The organism is Actinomadura sp. 6N118 (assembly GCF_044326415.1).
Classification (GTDB): Bacteria; Actinomycetota; Actinomycetes; order Streptosporangiales; family Streptosporangiaceae; genus Spirillospora.
This window is the reverse complement of record NZ_JBIRAZ010000015.1, coordinates 61,791-79,193: the sequence shown is the minus strand read 5'-3', so window position 1 is coordinate 79,193 and position 17,403 is coordinate 61,791. Positions and strand designations below refer to the sequence as shown.

The 17,403-nt window shown below is 69.4% G+C and carries 19 protein-coding genes; 6 read left to right on the top strand and 13 right to left on the bottom strand.

The features are described 5' to 3' along the window. Positions 1 to 1,587 carry a DAK2 domain-containing protein gene (locus ACH34W_RS34135; protein WP_395965269.1) on the bottom strand — a complete coding sequence of 529 codons (1,587 nt, stop codon included), beginning with the start codon at positions 1,585 to 1,587 and terminating at the stop codon, positions 1 to 3. A 412-nt stretch (positions 1,588 to 1,999) separates the two neighbouring features. Here ACH34W_RS34135 and rpmB point away from each other — a divergent pair, with 412 nt between their 5' ends. Beyond that, a complete protein-coding gene (gene rpmB / locus ACH34W_RS34130; RefSeq protein ID WP_151571354.1) occupies positions 2,000 to 2,194 on the top strand; it encodes a 50S ribosomal protein L28 in 195 nt (64 codons plus the stop codon). A 72-nt stretch (positions 2,195 to 2,266) separates the two neighbouring features. Here rpmB and thiD read toward each other — a convergent pair whose 3' ends face one another. From thiD to ACH34W_RS34115, 3 genes are all read right to left on the bottom strand, one after another. Beyond that, on the bottom strand, positions 2,267 to 3,064 hold the full coding sequence (gene thiD, locus ACH34W_RS34125; RefSeq protein WP_395965268.1) for a bifunctional hydroxymethylpyrimidine kinase/phosphomethylpyrimidine kinase: 798 nt from the start codon (positions 3,062 to 3,064) through the stop codon (positions 2,267 to 2,269). Between the two features lie 29 nt (positions 3,065 to 3,093). Continuing rightward, positions 3,094 to 3,999, bottom strand: coding sequence for a cellulose binding domain-containing protein (locus ACH34W_RS34120; protein ID WP_395965267.1), 906 nt, complete (start codon positions 3,997 to 3,999; stop codon positions 3,094 to 3,096). Positions 4,000 to 4,162: 163 nt separating this feature from the next. After that, complete coding sequence (locus tag ACH34W_RS34115) at positions 4,163 to 5,059, bottom strand: thiamine-phosphate kinase (protein ID WP_395965266.1); 897 nt, start codon at positions 5,057 to 5,059, stop codon at positions 4,163 to 4,165. Between the two features lie 139 nt (positions 5,060 to 5,198). On the opposite strand from ACH34W_RS34115, the gene ACH34W_RS34110 reads away from it, so the two are divergent. Beyond that, positions 5,199 to 5,432 carry an Lrp/AsnC ligand binding domain-containing protein gene (locus tag ACH34W_RS34110; protein WP_151567330.1) on the top strand — a complete coding sequence of 78 codons (234 nt, stop codon included), beginning with the start codon at positions 5,199 to 5,201 and terminating at the stop codon, positions 5,430 to 5,432. A 13-nt stretch (positions 5,433 to 5,445) separates the two neighbouring features. Beyond that, positions 5,446 to 5,943 (top strand): DUF3515 domain-containing protein, encoded by a 498-nt coding sequence (locus ACH34W_RS34105; protein WP_395965265.1) that lies wholly within the window; start codon positions 5,446 to 5,448, stop codon positions 5,941 to 5,943. 76 nt (positions 5,944 to 6,019) lie between these two features. On the opposite strand, the gene ACH34W_RS34100 is transcribed toward ACH34W_RS34105, so the two are convergent. The 6 genes from ACH34W_RS34100 to ACH34W_RS34075 are packed head-to-tail and all read right to left on the bottom strand — an operon-like array spanning position 6,020 to position 10,717. Further along, complete coding sequence (locus tag ACH34W_RS34100; RefSeq protein WP_395965264.1) at positions 6,020 to 6,586, bottom strand: hypothetical protein; 567 nt, start codon at positions 6,584 to 6,586, stop codon at positions 6,020 to 6,022. Next, positions 6,583 to 6,780: a ferredoxin gene (locus tag ACH34W_RS34095; protein WP_395965263.1), complete on the bottom strand. Its 198-nt coding sequence runs from the start codon at positions 6,778 to 6,780 to the stop codon at positions 6,583 to 6,585. The genes ACH34W_RS34100 and ACH34W_RS34095 overlap by 4 nt, the downstream gene beginning before the upstream one ends. Continuing rightward, the gene (locus ACH34W_RS34090) at positions 6,777 to 8,108 is read right to left on the bottom strand and encodes a cytochrome P450 (RefSeq protein ID WP_395965262.1); all 1,332 of its coding nucleotides are present in this window, start codon (positions 8,106 to 8,108) and stop codon (positions 6,777 to 6,779) included. The genes ACH34W_RS34095 and ACH34W_RS34090 overlap by 4 nt, the downstream gene beginning before the upstream one ends. Continuing rightward, positions 8,105 to 8,908, bottom strand: a complete 804-nt coding sequence (locus tag ACH34W_RS34085) for an SDR family oxidoreductase (RefSeq protein ID WP_395965261.1) — start codon at positions 8,906 to 8,908, stop codon at positions 8,105 to 8,107. The genes ACH34W_RS34090 and ACH34W_RS34085 overlap by 4 nt, the downstream gene beginning before the upstream one ends. After that, the gene (locus ACH34W_RS34080; RefSeq protein ID WP_395965260.1) at positions 8,908 to 10,107 is read right to left on the bottom strand and encodes a cytochrome P450; all 1,200 of its coding nucleotides are present in this window, start codon (positions 10,105 to 10,107) and stop codon (positions 8,908 to 8,910) included. Before ACH34W_RS34080 ends, ACH34W_RS34085 begins: the two co-directional genes overlap by 1 nt. Positions 10,108 to 10,117: 10 nt before the next feature. Then, entirely contained in the window at positions 10,118 to 10,717 is a 600-nt protein-coding gene (locus tag ACH34W_RS34075; protein ID WP_395965259.1) for a TetR/AcrR family transcriptional regulator, read from the bottom strand. 183 nt (positions 10,718 to 10,900) lie between these two features. Here ACH34W_RS34075 and ACH34W_RS34070 point away from each other — a divergent pair, with 183 nt between their 5' ends. Together ACH34W_RS34070 and ACH34W_RS34065 are read left to right on the top strand one after the other, a co-directional pair. Beyond that, on the top strand, positions 10,901 to 11,854 hold the full coding sequence (locus ACH34W_RS34070; protein WP_395965258.1) for an MBL fold metallo-hydrolase: 954 nt from the start codon (positions 10,901 to 10,903) through the stop codon (positions 11,852 to 11,854). Further along, a complete protein-coding gene (locus ACH34W_RS34065; protein ID WP_395965257.1) occupies positions 11,851 to 13,371 on the top strand; it encodes a beta-N-acetylhexosaminidase in 1,521 nt (506 codons plus the stop codon). The genes ACH34W_RS34070 and ACH34W_RS34065 overlap by 4 nt, the downstream gene beginning before the upstream one ends. Positions 13,372 to 13,411: 40 nt before the next feature. On the opposite strand, the gene ACH34W_RS34060 is transcribed toward ACH34W_RS34065, so the two are convergent. The 3 genes from ACH34W_RS34060 to ACH34W_RS34050 form a co-directional block, all read right to left on the bottom strand. Then, positions 13,412 to 14,668, bottom strand: coding sequence for an MFS transporter (locus ACH34W_RS34060; RefSeq protein ID WP_395965256.1), 1,257 nt, complete (start codon positions 14,666 to 14,668; stop codon positions 13,412 to 13,414). 80 nt (positions 14,669 to 14,748) lie between these two features. Then, a complete protein-coding gene (locus ACH34W_RS34055; RefSeq protein WP_395965255.1) occupies positions 14,749 to 15,168 on the bottom strand; it encodes a thioesterase family protein in 420 nt (139 codons plus the stop codon). Positions 15,169 to 15,261: 93 nt separating this feature from the next. Then, complete coding sequence (locus ACH34W_RS34050) at positions 15,262 to 15,891, bottom strand: HNH endonuclease family protein (protein ID WP_395965254.1); 630 nt, start codon at positions 15,889 to 15,891, stop codon at positions 15,262 to 15,264. Positions 15,892 to 16,194: 303 nt separating this feature from the next. On the opposite strand from ACH34W_RS34050, the gene ACH34W_RS34045 reads away from it, so the two are divergent. Beyond that, positions 16,195 to 17,370, top strand: coding sequence for a hypothetical protein (locus ACH34W_RS34045; RefSeq protein WP_395965253.1), 1,176 nt, complete (start codon positions 16,195 to 16,197; stop codon positions 17,368 to 17,370). Positions 17,371 to 17,403 lie beyond the last annotated feature (33 nt).

Here is a 17,403-nt window from a genome sequence, read left to right as displayed (position 1 = left end):
TCACTCCACGCCGATGAGCAGGGGGTAGAGCTCCTGGGCGCCGTCGTAGACGCCGACCTCGACGTCCGGGCGGACGTCCCGAAGGTGGTCTTCCAGGACCACGGCCAGGCCGTCGGGCGCGTGGGCGCCGGCGATGAGGGTCACCAGCTCGCCGCCGCCGGACAACATGCGGTCCACGCACTGGCGGGCCACCTCGGCCAGATCGGAGCCGATCATGGCGACGTCGCCGTCGATCAGGCCGAGCACGTCACCGGGCTGGCAGAGCCCCACGCTGGTGAACGCCTCCTCCACGGCGATCGCCAGATGACCGAACCGGGTCGCGCCGGCGGCACGGGTCATGGCGATCACGTCGTCGGCGAAGCGGCGCAGCGGGTCGTGCACCGCGAGGGCGGCGAGGCCCTGGACGGACGCCTTGGTCGGCACGACGGCGATGCGGGCGCCGGCGTCGCGGGCACGTTCGGCGGCGGCCTCGGCCAGGGCGAGGACCTCGGGCTCGTTCGGCAGCACCGCGACCTCGTCTCCGGCCGCCAGGATCGCCTCGGCCAGGACGGCGAGCGGCGGGACCGTGCCCGAGGCGCGGCGTACGACGCGGGCGCCGCATCCCTCGAAGAGCGCCGCCAGCCCGTCGGCGGCGGTGACCGCGACCACGGCCCGGCCGACATGGGGCGCGTGCGGCTGGTCCTCAGTGATCGTGTGCAGGTAGGTGACGCGGATGCGGTGCGGGCGGCCCGCCGCGAGGCCCGCTTCGATGGCCGCTCCGGCGTCGTCCACGTGAACGTGGATGTTCCAGAGGCCGTCGCCGCCGACGACGACCAGGGAGTCGCCGAGGCCGTCCAGGGACTCACGGAGGTCGGGGATGGCGTCGTCGGGTGCGTCGAGGAGGTACATGACCTCGTACCCGGGGCCCGTGATCTCCGGCTCCTCCCGTACGGCGGGCTCGCCGTGCGTGCGGGCGGGGATCTCGTACCGCTCGGGGAACTCCTCGGTGATCACGGCGGCGAGCGCCTCCAGGACCACGCAGAGGCCCGCGGCGCCCGCGTCCACGACACCGCTGCGGGCCAGGACGTCGAGCTGGCCGGTGGTCTTGCGCAGCGCCTGGCGCGCCCCGGCCGCGGCGGCGCGCGCGGCGCCGGACAGGCCGTCGCTGGTGCCGGTGGCGGTGGACGCCTCCTGGAGCACACTGAGGATCGTCCCCTCGACCGGGTGCTCCACCGCGTTGCGGGCCAGGACCGAGGCGTACTCCAGGGCCTCGGCGAAGACCTCCGCGTCCACCCGGATCCCCGGCCGTCCCATGATCTCGGCGAGCCCGCGGAACACCTGGCTCAGGATCACCCCGGAGTTGCCCCGGGCTCCCAGCAGCGCCCCCTGCGCCAGTGCCCGCCAGATGTCGGCGGTGCCGGCGTCCCCGGGAAGCGCCTCGACGGCCTCCGCCGCGGCCAGCACGGTCAGGTGCAGATTGGTCCCGGTGTCCCCGTCGGGCACCGGGAAGACGTTGAGCGCGTCGATCTCCCCCCGGGTGCGGCCGAGGGCCTCGGCAGCGAGCCTGCACCACTGCCGTACCGCCGCCCCGTCGAGGACCTCAGTCACACGCGCCCCTCTCATGGCTTTCGCGGCCTCGGAGTCCTCGCCTGGCGGCTCGGCCACCGAACCGCAAAAGCGGCGAGCGCGACATCGCTTCGCGATCTCTCGTGAAGCTTCGCCTCCGGCTCGCTTCACGACCCGTTAGCGCGCTCGCGTGCGGGGTACGGTCCGCGCTCATCTGAATACAAGTCTCATCGGCCATGTCCGAGATAATTCTGTATCGCGTGAAGTGCCCCTTTGGGAACCGATCGCACCCGGAATCCGCAGGCCGAATCCATCACCGATTCGCTTAGCGGAGGCGAGGTCGGCTAGTCTGATCCATGCGCCTCCTCCGAGGCGCCTTCAGCGAGCGCTCCGAGCGGCCTCTCCGGCCGGGGGCGTTCCGTTCAGAGCACCGACACCCACTTTGGAGTTTCCCGTGGCTTCCGTCTGCGACGTCTGCGGCAAGGGACCCGGTTTCGGCATGAGTGTCTCCCACTCGCACCGCCGCACCCCGCGCCGCTGGAACCCCAACATCCAGCGTGTGCGCGCCGTCGTGAACGGTGGCACTAAGCGGATCAACGCCTGCACGTCCTGCATCAAGGCCGGCAAGGTCGTCAAGCCGACCGTCTGACGGTCGTCTCCAAGCTCAGTCGGCTCACCAGCTCTGGTGAGCCGACTTTTGCGTTTCTGGCCGCTCGGGCGATCAGTGCGCCCGGATGCGCCAGGCGTGGTCTACGGGGCCTATGCCGGCGCCTAGGGGGAAGCCTGCGGCGATCGCGCCTGTGACGTACTCCTTGGCCTTGGCCACGGCGGTGGGGACGTCGTCGCCGTGGGCCAGGTATGAGGCGATGCCTGAGGCGAGGGTGCAGCCGGTGCCGTGGGTGTGGCGGTTGTTGTAGCGCGGCGCGGTGAAGCGGTGCTCGGTCGTGCCGTCGAAGAGCAGGTCGGTCGGATCGCCGGGCAGGTGGCCGCCCTTGATCAGCACCCAGGTGGGGCCGAGGGCCTTGAGCGCCTCGGCCGCCTCGCGCAGGCCCGGCTCGTCCACGACCTTGACGCCGGTGAGCTGCTCGACCTCGTAGAGGTTGGGGGTCACGACGGTGGCGACCGGGAGCAAGGTCGAACGGATGGCGGCCACCGCGTCGGGGGCCAGCAGCGAGTCGCCGTGCTTGGAGACGCCGACGGGGTCGATGATCACGGGCACGTCCACGGTCGCGAGCCGTTCCGCGACGGTCTCGACGAGTGCGGTGGAGGCGAGCATGCCGGTCTTGACGGCCTGGACGCCGATGTCGCCGAGGACCGAGTCGAGCTGGGCGCGGACGGCCTCGGGCGGCAGTTCCCAGTAGCCCTGGACGCCGAGGGAGTTCTGGGCGGTCACGGCTGCGATGACGCTCATGCCGTGCGTGCCGAGGGCCAGCATCGTCTTCAGGTCCGCCTGGATCCCCGCGCCTCCGCCGGAGTCCGAGCCTGCGATGGTCAGCACGAGGGGAGGGGTCTGCGTCATGCCGTCAACTTTAGACGGCCCGGAACGGGTCAAACCCGGACACAGGGCTGTTTATTGATCATGCATTCGGAGGGCTTCTGCAGGACGCCGTTGGCCACGTACGCGATCCGCACACGCTGGCCGGGCGCCAGTGCCGGGCCGCCGGGCGCCTTGCGGACGAAGAGCCGGGGCCCGGTCTCCACGACGGTCCCCCCGGTCGCGGAGACGAACGTGACGTTCGGGATCTTGAACGCGATCGCCCAGTCGTTCACCGGCCGGCTGCCCTTGTTGCCGATGGTGACGGTGCCCCGGAACCCGCTCGGAGTCGGGCTGCCCGGACGGAACGCCACGACGAGTCCCGACGCCCGCGCGGCGCGGCTGGTCCGGCCGCCCTGACCGCGTTCGGAGACCTGGCCGTCCTTGGGGTCGACCGGCTCGTGGGCGCCGCCGCCGAAGTTGAGGGAGATCTGCGAGGTGCTCCCCGCGTACGCGACGACGCCGACTGCGATCACCAGCGCGGTGACGGGCAGGAGCGGGGTGACGACGAGCTTCTTGGACGGGCGCCACCCGGAGGTCTTCTCTTCGGCCGACTTGCCGCCTTCCGGCGGTCGGGGCGCACCGGCCACGGGCACCGGGACGTCGGGCCTGCCTGTCGCGGGCGGGCGGGCGCCGGCGGCCGGACGGTCCGTCGCGGGCCCCGGGGACGGCCCTCGGGTCTTGTAGAGCGCGCTGACGTCCGGAACGGTCACGTCGGGCGAGACGGGGCGGGCCACCGCGGGAGGCCCAGTGGGCGGTACAGGCGGCTTGCCGGGTGGCAGGGGAAACCCGGCGCGCGGCGGCGTTCCGGCCTGACCTGGGGAGGCGGACGGTGTCCCCGGACCGTGCGGCGCGGCCAACGGCGGAGCCGGATGGGCTCCCTCCTCATCCGGCTGCTGCGGCTTGGTGTGTCGTCCCATCCCATCCCTCTTCGATCACAGGAAGGTATACCAAATCAGTACCAAACATGCCTACCGGAACGGCAAAAGGGTGGCCCCCGCGACAGGCGGTGTCACCCGGGCTCACCTGCGGAAGTGGTCCCAACCGGCAGGCCCGTGGCGCCGTCCGTCCACGGCCACGCCGTCACCTTCCGTGACGTGGCCGATGACGCTCCAGGCGGGCGGGAGGACGGTCCCGGCGGGGAACGTGGCGGCGAAGGCGTGGTCCTCGCCGCCCGTCAGTGCGTGCCGGAGCCCGTCCGGGCCGAGCACGTCCGCCACCGGCACGGCGCCCGTCCGGGCCGAGCACGTCCGCCACCGGCACGGCGGCGCTCTCCACCTCGATCCGCACGCCGCTCGCCGTCGCGATGTGACCGAGGTCCTGAAGCAGCCCGTCGCTCACGTCCATCAAGGCCGTCGCGCCCAGCGCCCGCGCCTCCTGCCCCGCCTCGTACGGGGGCTGCGGGCGCCGGTGCGCCTCCATCAACTCGGCCGGGCCGTCGAGCCCGGCGGACAGCAGGTCCAGGCCCGCCGACGAGTAGCCGATCCGGCCGCGTACGGCGACGATCTCGCCCGGCTGGGCGCCGGAACGGGTCAAGGGCACCTCGCCGCCCAGATCGCCGAGCGCCGTGACCGCGATCGTGATCTCAGACGCTCCCACGACGTCACCACCGGCCACTGAGGCCCCAGTCCGTGCACACTCGTCCGCGAGGCCGTCGTAGAGCCGCTCAGCCCATTCCACGGACGTGTCCGCCGGCAGGGCGAGACCGATCAGCAGCGCGGTCGGCCGCGCGCCCATGGCGACGACGTCGGCGAGGTTCTGCGAGGCGGCCTTACGGCCGATGTCGTACGGACCGGACCAGTCAAGGCGGAAATGCCGTCCCTCGACGAGCAGATCGGTGGTCGCCACCACGCGCCCGTCCGGTGCCCTGACCACCGCCGCGTCGTCACCGGGCCCCAGCGCGACCGCCGGGCCCTGCGGCAACCGCCGCGTCAGCCGGGCGATCAGCCCGAACTCGCCCAGCGCCCCGATGGTCTCCATCGCCTCCGACTTCCGTTCTCCCCCACGGCCACCCGCACAGGGGACAAGCCACGCTTGATCGCCCCCCGGACCCCCGTTGCGCCGCGTAACACGATACGGTGAGTTTCTGACGGCTATTTCTCCGCCCGGGGAGGACGTGATGGTGCAGGCCTACATCCTCATCCAGACCGAGGTAGGCAAGGCTGCCGCCGTGGCCCGCGAGATCGCAGGAATCTCGGGCGTCAAGATGGCGGAGGACGTGACAGGGCCGTACGACGTGATCGTCCGAGCGGAGGCCAACAATGTCGACGAGCTGGGCAAGCTCGTCGTCGCCCAGATCCAGGCGGTCGAAGGGATCACCCGGACGCTCACCTGCCCGATCGTGCACATCTGACGGTCACGCCTCAGTGCCTCACCGCTCTGTGCTTCACCGCCGTCCCCTCGCTCTGCGAGGTGTCACCTCCCTCGCTCTGCTCGGTGTCACCTCCCTCACGGTGGCCGGGTGCGGGGACGGCGCGGTCCAGGTGCCGCCGCCGAGCCCGGACGCCGCGACCACCCGGCTCTGCGAGGGCCTGCGGCTGCCGGAGAAGGTCAACGGTCTCTCCCGCCGCGACACCGAGCCGGGCTCGCCGCTGACCGCCGCCTGGGGCTCTCCCGCGATCGCGCTGCGCTGCGGCGTGCCGCGGCCCGCCGCGTTGACGCCCGTCTCCCGGCTGCAGACGATCAACGGGGTCGACTGGTTCGGGCAGCCGGCGAACCGTCCGGTGACCTGGACGGCGGTCGCCCGCCAGGCCTACGTCGAGGTGACGGTGCCCGCCAAGTACGCCCCGCCCGGGGACGTGCTGATCGAGTTCGGCAAGGCGATCACGGCCACGATCCCGAAGAAGCCCGAAGGCCAGATCTGAGGGTGCTGAGGGCGCTCAGGCCGTGTCTCCGGCGGGCTTTGCCGCAGCCCGCTGCGCTTCACCAGAGGGGTGCCGATCACCAAAGGGGTGCCGGGCTCTCGCCGCGTTTGTAATAGCCGGGGATCGGCTCGCCCGAGGCGGCCCGGTCGAGCCGCCGCTTCATCCCCTCCGACAGCACCTCGGCCTTCATCATCTCCACGAACAACGAGGTGACGTTGCCGAGGTCGAACCAGTCGCGCTGCCACGACCACTGCCGGTCGCCCGCGTACCGGAACCAGCTGCCGCCGATCCCCGCCACCTCGTACGGGCTCCCGTCCGGCCGCTCGGCGTCCGCCACCTGCTTCCAGAAGCCGACCACCTCGCCCTTGCGGTCGTCGATCAAGATGCTCTGGTACGGGTAGGACCAGCCGTCCAGGCCGCCCATCTCCGATCCGAGGGCCAGATCGCGGATCTCGTCGCGGCCGACGGCCATGAAGTCCTGGTTGGGGCCGATGTTCCAGCCGTACGTGGCGTCCACGGTGTAGAGCTCGGCCAGCGGGCGCCAGTCGCCGAGCTCCTCACAGCGCCGGTTGGTGTCCAGCCAGTGCTGGACCATGTCCTCGAGCTCCTCACGCGGAAAGCCACTCACTGAGTCTCCGTTCACTGAGTCTCCTTCAGTTTGAGCGCCTGGGTGGGGCAGTAACGGACCGCGGCGGTGACCTCATCGCGCAGGTCATCGGGCGGCTCGGCGTTCAGGACGCGGACTTTGCCTTTGGGCGGCACCTCGAAGACGTCAGGCGCCTCCAACTCGCACATCGCATGGCCCTGGCACAGATCGAGGTCCGCCTCGACCTTCACGGCCGCCTCCTGCGGCGGTAGCGGACGGCGCACGGCTGCGCGAGCTGGACGACCATCTTGGAGTGGTCGTTGCGGTACGTCTCCGACGGCTGGGCGAGCTCGAACTCCCAGTCACGCAGCAACACCGAGAAGATCGCCTTCAGCTGGATCATCGCGAAGTTGGCGCCGACGCAGCGGTGCCGTCCCGCGCCGAACGGCACCCACGTCCAGCGGTGCGCGAGGTCCTCCTCGCGCGGCTTGGCGTAGCGCTCGGGCCGGAAGGCGTCCGGCGCGGGGAAGTCCTCAGGGATCCGGTTGGAGACGGCCAGGCTGCAGCCGACCATCGTGCCCTCGGGGATGCGGTGGCCGAGCACCTCCTGGTCGGACTTGGCCACCCGCAGCAGCAGGATCAGCGGCGGATGCAGCCGCAGCGCCTCCTTGATCGCCGACTCCAGCCTCGGGATCTCGCGCAGCGCCTGGAAGCTCACCTCGCTGCCGTCGGCGTAGAGGTCGTCCAATTCGCCGACCACGCCGGTCAGCACGTCCGGGTGGCGCAGGAGCTCGATCAGCGTCCACGCGGCGGTCCCGGACGTGGTGTGGTGCCCGGCGAACATCATCGAGATGAACATCCCGGTCACCTGGTCGGCGCTGAAACGCGGCGTGCCGTCCTCGTTCCTGATGGACATGAGCACGTCGAGCAGGTCGCGGTCCTCCTTCGGGGGTTTCGGAGGCCGCCCGTTCATGATCCCTTGCACGAGCTCGACGAGTGCCGCCCGCGCCTCGTCGCGCTTGCGGAAGCTCTCGATCGGCGCGTACGGATCGACGTAGGCGATCGCGTCGGTGCCGCGTTCGAGATCGTGGTAGAGCTCGGCGAACCGCCGGTCGAGCTGCTCGCGGAACTTCTTGCCGATCAGGCAGGCGGACGAGGTGTAGATGGTCAGCTCGGCGAACCAGTCGAGCAGGTCGATCTCCCCTTCCGCACCCCACCCGGCGACCATCCCGTCCACCTCGGCGGCGATCGTCGCGGCGTGGCCCTTGAGGAACGAGCCCTTGAGCGCCTGGTTGTGCAGCGCCTCCCTGCGTTCCTCCGGGGTCGCGTCGAAGACGACGCCCTCACCGAAGATCGGGGTCATGAACGGGTACGCCTCGGCCTGGTCGAGCTCCTCGTCCGGGGCACGGAAGAAGAACTCGTTCGCCTCCTCGCCCGACAGCAGCACGACGCGGCGGTCCGCGAGCCGGAACTCGCCCACGTCGCCGCACTCCTCACGTACACGGCGCATCAACGCGATGGGGTCCGAGCGCAGCTCGTCCAGGTGATCGGGACCGCCGGACACGGCAGGGATCGTCATGACTTCTCCACAGGTGCCTCGGGCTGGACTTCCACGGGTGCCTCGGGCTGGACTTCGACGAGTGACAGATGCGCGCCGCGCGGCGTCCCCACCACTGCGGCCACGGCGGCTGCGACATCAGACGGGCGCAGGAAGTACGGATGCCGGGCCAGGCCCCACTTGACCCATTCCTCCAGCACCACGCCTGTCGTCTCGGCGTCCCAGCCCATGCCCATCCCGGTAGCGGTGGGCCCGGGCCGGACGATCGACGCCCGTACGCCGGTGCCCTCCAGCTCCATCTGCATGGCCCGCGCCATGCCCTCGACGCCGTTCTTCGCGGCGACGTACGCGCCCATCCGCGGCCGTGGCGCCCGTACGACATCGGAGGAGATGAAGACGACGTCTCCGCGGCGCCGGGCGACCATCCCGGGTACGAGCTGCGACACCAGCCGGTGAGCGCCCACCAGATGCACCTGCACCTGCGCGAGGAACCCGTCGGGGTCCAGTTCGTGGATCCGGTCGGCGGCCAGATCGCCCGCACCCGACACGACGACCTCGATCGGCCCGAGCGCGTCCTGCGCCGCCGCCACGAACGCCTTGACGGAGCCGGAGTCGCCCACGTCCAGGGGATGCGCGAACGCCTCTCCCCCGCCCGCCTGGATCGTCGCCGCCAGTTCCTCGCACTTGTCGGCACGACGTGCGCCGACCGCCACCGGATGCCCGGCCATCGCCAGCGCGGTCGCCGTGGCCGCGCCGATGCCTGACGACGCCCCGGCCACCAGCGCCGGACGCCGCTCGGGATGTGGTTCGAATCTGGGCACTACCGCCGCCTCTCCAGCCGTACGGGCAAGGTCGCGAATCCCCGGACGTTCACCGAATGCACGCGCTGGGCCCGGTCGCCGTCCACCTCGTACTCCGACACCTGCCGGACGAACTCGGTCAGCGCGATGCGCGCCTCCAGCCGCGCCAGGTTGGCGCCGAGGCAGAAGTGCCGTCCGCCGCCGAAGCTGATGAGCTGCGAGGTGTCCTGGTCGATGTCGTACGCGTCCGCTTTGGCGAAGACCCTTGGATCGCGGTTGGCCGATCCGACGAGGAGCAACATGCGCTCCCCCGCCGGAATCGTCTGCCCGTGCCAGGTGGTCTCCTGCGCGACGGTCCGCGCGAGCATCTGGCTGGACGTGTCGTAGCGCAGCGTCTCCTCGATCCAGTCCTCGACCCGTCCCGCGTCGCCCAGGGCCTTGCGTGACTCCCCCGGATTGCGCCAGCCCCAGTAGAGGGCGTTGGCGAGGAGCTTCGTCGTGGTCTCGTTGCCTGCCACGACCATCAGGAAGAGGAACGCGATGATCTCGCGATCCTCCAGCCGGTCCCCGTCGATCTCCGCGTCCAGGAGCGCCGACGTCAAGTCCCCGGCCGGGCGCTTCCTGCGTTCCGCGACCATCTGCTCGTAGTAGCCCGCCAGGGTGAGCGCGGCGTCCATCCCGGCAGGCGGTACGTCGTTGAGCCCGTCTTCCCGATGCACCACCAGGTCGGCCAGCCGCCGTATCTCGGCCCGATCAGCCTCCGGGACGCCCATCATCTGGGAGATGACGTCCATGGGGAGTTTGCCGGCGAACGCCTCGATGAAGTCGCCCTCACCCGCCTCCACCAGTGGATCGAGATAACGCCGCGTCAGCTCCAGGATCCCGTCTTCGAGCTCCTTGATCCTCCTGGGTGTGAAGCCTCTGGAGACCAGGGCCCGCATCCGGGTATGCCGAGGTGGGTCCAACGCCAGGAACGACATCGTCTTATGGGCATGCGGGCCCCAGGCACTCGGCTCCAGCGAGACGCCGTTGGTGCTGGAGAACGTCGTGTAGTCCCTGAAGGCCGCCGCCACATCCGCATGCCGCGAAAGGGCCCAGAAGCCCAGCTCCTCGTTCCTGTAGAGAGGGGCCTCGTCCCTCAACCTGGCGTACGTCGGGTAGGGATTCTCGTGAATGGCGTAGTCGTAAGGGCTGTAAGAAAACTCGGGGGAACGCCCCACAGCCGTCACCTCATTCAGAGTTCGGCAATATGAGTTCGGCCATCTCGGCCAGCCGGTCAGCCATGCGGGCGTACGAGGTGTAGCCCATGCCCGCGTGCACCAGCGCACCCGCGTAGGCCAGCTCAAGCGCGCCTACCACCTTGTCGTCGGCGTCCTCGCCCAGGGCAGCCTGGAGCCGCTCCCGGATCGCCATGCCGATCTTGAACCGCAGCTCCTTGACGTCGGGATCGGTGCCGAGCATCGAGGTCGTGCACGCCGCCGCGAGCTCGGGTTCGTCCGAGACCAGCAGCGCGATCTCCCGGAGCACCGCGCCCACGCGCTCCTTCGCCGAGCCCTCCACGGCACCCCCCGGCGAGACGGGCTCCAGCGCGCTCAACCGCCGCCAGAACACCTCGGTGATCAGGTGGTTCTTGGAGGCGAAGTAGGTATAGGCCGTGGCCGGGGCGACCCCCGCCCGCTTGGCGACGTTCCGCACGGTCAGACCCTCGTACCCGGTCTCCCGCACCTCCTCCACCGCCGCGTCCGTGAGCCGCCGCACGGTGTCGGCCTGCCGATCGGTGAGCCGCCGCCGCGTGGACTCATGGATGAGCTGTCGTTGAATACCGGACACGTGTCCAGACATTAGTTCAGACACCGGCCCACGGCAAGCCGGTGCCGTGACGACCGTCGCCGGTGCCGGTGACGACCGGCAGGGAAATCCGGTCGTACGTTCGGTGGGTGGTCGCTACGATCGGCGCGAATTGATCAGGGCGCTAGGGACGCCGTCGACGACGGTGCTGAGAGGACGGCCCCGATGACGCGGCTTCCTGAACTGCTGGACAAGGGTCACCCGTTCCGCCAGTGGAAGACGTGGCGAATACCGGGGACCGAACTCACTCTCACCGGCTACTCCCGCGCGAACGACAAGACCTTCTTCCACATCCCTGAACTCCGGTGCAGCCTGGACGCGGGATTGTGCGAAGGGCGGCAGGTCGACACGGTCTTCCTGACCCATACGCACCACGACCATTCCAAGGACCTCGACTTCCTTGCGTCTGGGGCGGCCGTTTATCTGCCGGACAAGGCGGTGCCGTACGTGGAGTCCTATCTGCGGGCGTCCGCCGAGCTGAATCACGGGGCGAGCTACGACCCGGCCCTGGCGGAGAGCCACAGCTTGAACGGTGTACGTCAGGATGACGAGTTCGTCTTCGGCCGCCGCGGACACCATGTGCGGGTGGTCGAGTGCGAGCACAAGGTGCCGTGTGTCGGCTACGCGTTCTCGGAACGGCGCAAGGCGCTGCGGCCGGAGTTCGAGGAGCTGCGGAGGTCGTTGGCGCAGGAAGGCCGGAGCGGCGAGTTCGGCCGGGTCATGGCGCAGAAGCGCAAGGAAGGCGTGGCCGTCGAGGAGGAGATTCGCCGGCCGCTGTTCGCGTTCCTCGGTGATACTCATGTGAACGTGTTCGACCGGAATCCGTGGCTTTTCGACTACCCGGTCGTCATCACCGAGTGCACGTTCCTCCACGACACCGAACTGGAACGCGCGAACCGCGTCGGGCACACCGTGTGGAGCCGCCTCAAGCCCATCGTCGAGGCGCACCCGGAAACGCAGTTCGTTCTGACTCATTTCAGCCTGCGCCACTCGGACCAGGAGATCCTTTCGTTCTTTCAGCACGAGAGGGAATCCGCCGAGCTGGACCATGTGCTGTTGTGGGTTCACCCCGACAGCCATCTGCCCGAGCAGCACCAGAACCGTGGAGAGCAGCGATGACCGGAGAGCCGAATCTGATCCCTGCCCCGCGTCGTCTTGTCCGGACCGGAGGTGAGGGCCCGCTGGGAGAGGTGCGTACCAGCGTCGATCCCGCTCTCGGGCCGGAGGCCTATCGGCTGACTGTCTCTTCCAACGGAGTCGACATCGTGGGCGGGGACGAGGCCGGAATCCACTGGGGACGTCAGAGTCTGCGGCAGCTGAAAGGCCCTGATGCCTTTCGTCGTGCAGCCATCGAGAGCGAGCCGGTCAGCGTGCCCTACGTGGTCGTCGAGGACGCGCCACGGTTCGCCTGGCGGGGGTTCATGCTCGACGTCGCGCGGCATTTCCTGCCCAAGGACGACGTGATGCGCTATGTCGACCTGCTCTCGGCGCACAAACTCAACGTCCTGCACCTGCATCTGACCGATGACCAAGGGTGGCGTGTCGAGATCGAACGTTACCCACGGCTGACCGAGGTCGGCGCCTGGCGTCCACGTACCCGCATGGGCTGGGGCGAGCCGGTGATGTGGGACGAACGGCCGCATGGCGGCTTCTACAGCCAGGACGACCTGCGCGAGATCGTTGCATATGCAGCGGAGCGGCATGTCACCGTCGTTCCTGAGGTCGACCTGCCCGGCCATTCACAAGCGGCCATCGCTGCCTATCCCGAGCTGGGCAACAGTGACGTCATCGACACCTCGGCACTGGGGGTGAAGACCGACTGGGGCATCAATCCCAACGTGCTGGCCCCCACGGAGGCCATGCTGCGTTTCTACGAGGGTGTCCTGGAAGAAGTGCTCGACATCTTCCCCAGCCGGTTCGTTCACATCGGCGGTGACGAGTGCGTCAAAGACCAATGGCGTGCTTCGCCCACGGCCCAGGAACGCATCCGTGAGCTGGGGCTCAAGGACGAGAACGAACTCCAGTCCTGGATCATCCGTCACTTCGACGGCTGGCTCGCCGAACGCGGGCGCCGCCTTGTCGGCTGGGACGAGATCCTGGAGGGCGGCTTGGCGGAGGGCGCCACGGTCACCTGCTGGCGTTGGTACAGGGGAGGCATCGCGGCCGCCAAGGCGGGCCACGACGTGGTGATGTGCCCACAGCAAGAGGTCTACCTCGACCACGTACAGGCACCTGGGCCAGACGAGCCCGTGCCGTTCGGCTGGGTGCACACGCTGGAGGACGTCTACCGCTTCGAGCCCGTACCGCCCAGCCTCGCCGGGACACCCGAGGCGAGTCATGTCATCGGTACCCAGGCGAATCTGTGGACCGAAGTCGTCGAGGACCGCGGCCGCCTCGACTACCAGGCGTTCCCCCGCCTCGTGGCGTTCGCCGAAGTGGCCTGGTCACACCTGCCCGAGCCGGATGAACGCGACTTCGAGGACTTCGACCGCCGGATGAACGCGGCGCACTACTCCCGCCTGGACGCGCTGGGCGTCGGCTACCGCCCGCCCACGGGCCCGCACCCCTGGCAGCAGCGCCCCGGCGTCCCCGGGCGCATGCACAACAAGCCCCGAAAGACATGGCGAACAGCCTGACCCTCAAGGAACCAACATGGCCAGCTGACCGGGTTGGCGGTCAGCGGACGCCTTTGATGCGGGTGACGAAGACGGCTCCGGCCAAGGCGCAGAGGGCGGCGAAGCCGTAGAAGGCCGGGTAGTTCTTGTCGTCGCCGATGGCCAGGAAGAGGGGCGCGGCGGCGGGGGCGAGCGACTGCGGCAGGGTGTTGGCGATGTTGATGACGCCCAGGTCCTTGGCCGTGGTCTCCGGATCGGGCAGCACCTGGGTGATCAAGGCCATGTCCACGGCGAGGAACATGCCGCCCGCGATGCCGAGGACGATCTGAGCGGCGATCACCTGGGGCAGGCTCGTCGCGGGGGCCAGCAGGCCGATGCCGGCGGCCAGCACGACGCCGGACCCGATCACGAACGGTTTGCGGCGCCCGGCCCTGTCGGAGAGCCAGCCGCCCAGGACCGAGGTGACCGCGGTGCAGCCGAGGGCGATGACGACCAGCAGCGCCACTGTCTTGTCCACGTCGTCCTCAGCGATGCCGACACGGTCGGGCAGGAAGAACGCCAGGTAGGTCAGAGGCGCGAACACACCGAATGAGACCAGGAAGCGGGTGAGCCAGGCATAGCCGAAGTCGGGGTGGTTGCGGGGGTTCACCCAGAACGTGCCGGCGAATTCCCGGAGCGAGAAGGGCGTGGCAGGCTCGGCGAGGCGGCGGTCGGGCAGCAGCAGGGCGAACGTGGTGACGAGCACCGTGCCGAGGACGGCGGGCACCAGGAACTTCGCCGCGATGCCCGGCAGTGCCGCGACGAGGCCCACACCGGCGGCGATGGCGATGATCTGGCTGAAGCCGAGGATGCCCGACATGGAACCGCGCCGTTCCACCGGCACATGGTCGGGGATGGTCGCGGCGAGCGCGGCCAGCGTGGCGTTGAACGAGAGTTGTGCCAGGCACCAGCCCAGCAGGATCGCGGGCAGTGACGGCACCAGCGCGACGACGGCGATCCCGGCCGTGCCGCCGGCCATGCCACCGATGAGCCAGGGACGGCGGCGGCCGAAGCGGGAAGCCGTACGATCCGACAACCGTCCAGCGAGCGGGTTGCCCACCAGGGCGAGGAACGCGCCGACGCCCAGCACGATGCCCGCGTTGCGTTCCTTGTTCGCCGCGTCGAGATCTTCCAGCCGAAGGTGCAGCGTCACCAGGACGGGCGGGATCAGCGGGATCCACAACCCCAGGTTGGCGACGGCCAGCAGAACGGCGAATCCCCGAGGTGAGGCCTCCGAGGTGTCCGGGGTGTCCGTGGCCTTCTGCGCCGGCGCTCTCATCCCGGCGAGCGTACCGGCAGCGCGCGACGCCTCGTTCTATCCGCAATCACATGATGTGCCGACGAGAATGTCGGCGGATCTCATTGCGCCTTGGCGGCCGCGCGTTGCACGAACCGTTCGGTGTCGATCAGGAACCGCTCATGCGTACCCCGCGCGATGGTGTCGACACCGTCGTGCGCCCGCACCTCGAACCGCAACCGGCGACCGTCGACCTCCGTCAGCTCGACTTCGGCGGTCACCACCAAGCCAGGCGGCGTCGCGGCCTCATGCGAGATCGAGATATGGGTTCCGACGCTCTGCTCGGCCGGCCAGTCCAGGTGCGGTTTGAGCAACTGCACGCACGTCCACTCCAGCAGCCCGACCAGGAAGCCCGTCGCGAACACCTCCGGCATCGGCACGAACTCGGGCGCCTCCGGGTACAGATGTGGCACGGTCCGGTTCGGAGGCACCTCGTAACTGAAGGCATGCCGCAGCCCCGTGGTGATCGACGAGTTCTCCATACGCACTCCTCGCGCTCGTTGGCCACGATCTTCCCAGAGTCGCGTCCCGGCGGCCGCCGCCCCGTGCGGGGCGGCGGCCGTCGAACGGGAGAGTCAGCAGCGGCCGAGCATGCTGCTCAGCGCCGACTTCTCGGCGCTGTCGACCGAGAGGCCCCACTCGTACTTCACATCGATGAACGCCCTGGCGTAGGTGCAGTGGAACGAGGTGAGCGGCGGCTTCCACTCGGCCGCGTCCTTGTCGCCCTTGGCCTGGTTGACGTTGTCGGTGACCGCCCAGAGCTGGGCGTTCGTGAGGTCGTTGGCGAACGACTGGCGCTTGGACGTCGTCCATGCCCACGCACCCGAACGCCAGGCCTCGGCGAGGGCGACCATGTGGTCGATGTCGACGTCGGACGCGGCGGTCCAGGTGGCGCCGTCATAGGGAGACGACCATCTGCCGGACGTCGCGGCACAGCTGGAGTTCACGACGACGTTGACGCCGTCGCGCTTGAGCACGGTCTCGCGGGTGTTGCAGGCGCCGGAGATCGTGACCCAGTGCGGGAACAGGTCGCGGTCGTAGGTGGATTCGTGTGACTCGGCCGCGACCGTGAGCGCCGCCAGCTCGGACGCGGCGGTGCTCGCGGAGGGGATGTTGGGCGGGGTGGCGTCCGCCGGCGTTGCCAGTCCGGCGGTGAGACAGAGCGCTGTCACCGTGGACAGCGCGAATGCCGTGACTCGTTTCACGAGTCTCTCCTTCTGCCCGCGCCCCGGCCGGGAGGGGGACCCCGGTCATGTGCGGGGACGGCGGGTCAGAAGGGACGGTCGCATTGCGCAGTTTGCGGGCAAATGTCACGACTTGCCCAGCTGCATGGATCACGTTCGTGAGATCACCACACCGACGATCAATGACCTGCGCGAACGCGCGGACCAGCGGAGCGTGACCGCGAATGAACTTCGTGTTAATGGCCGGTGGAGCCCATGCCGATCGGGCGGAATGAGGTCTGGATCTCCACCTCCGCATGCCCGACACTGACCACCATGCGAATCATGACAGTATTTACTGGCACACTCACGGCGGCGGCGTCGGTGGTGGTGGTGACGGCAGTCGGCTCGGCGAGCGCCGCGCATGCGGACGACGTATGGCGTCCGGCCCCGCTCAACTGGTCCTGGCCGGACCGCAACTTCAGGGACGTGGAGCCTGTCGGCGCCAAGGAGGCCTGGGCCGCCGGCGGCCAGGGCAAGGTGTACGTCGGCATCCCCGGAGACCTGATCCGCCCGCCCATCACGCTGGTTGACATCGGCGCCAAGCCGCTGCTCCAGCAGTGGACCGGGACGTCCTGGAAGAGCCACTCCCCGCCCGGCATCAGCGGGGAGGGTGAGATCACCAATGTCGAGGCCGTCACCCCGGATAACGTCTGGGCTTCCGGTTTCGTCGGTTACCGGGACCGCACCGCATATCTGGCCCATTGGGACGGCACGAAATGGAGCCAGGTCACCTCGCCGTCGACTCTGGTGAGCGCGGAGATGTGGGCCGACGCGAAGGGCCTCTGGCTCCGCGACCGTACCGCCCTCCACCGCTTCGCCGACGGTACGTGGACATCGCATTCACTGGGCGGCCGGCACATCAACTTCGTCCAGCAGGCGGCCAACGGAGACCTGTACGTGTTCAACGAGGACAAGATCTCTCACTGGAACGGCAGTTCCTGGACCACCTTCGAGCGGCTGCCGGGCGACCTCCACTACTCGGCCGACCACTACTACGCCGCCACCACCGACGGGATGTGGGCCGTTTCCCGTACGGGCACCGACGACGGCCTGCCGATCGTTCACCGCTGGACCGGCACCGCGTGGGTGGCGGTCCCCGTCCCTGACGCCTACCGGGGCACCTGGGACCACTCCATCTACGACCTCGAAGGGCCAGTGATCCAGTTCAGGAAGCGGAACAGCACCATCCACCACCAGCTGCGCTGGAACGGCTCTTCATGGGATGAGCTCAGCGATCCCGCCACGTCCATTCCGGCCAACCCCGTCGTGGCGGGCGACGGCACGTACTGGGCCGCCGGCAACAGCACCCTCTACCGCCTGGTGGGCAAGACCTGGACCGCCGTGCAGGTCCCCATCTCCGGCTACCTCCGGGTCGCCCCCGTACCTGGCTCCCGCTATCTCTTCGCCTGGGGTGAGAACCAGAACGGCGAGCTCTCAGCGACGACGAACGCCCCGTGAACCTCCTCCCCCGTGGAGGGGAGGAGGTTCCCC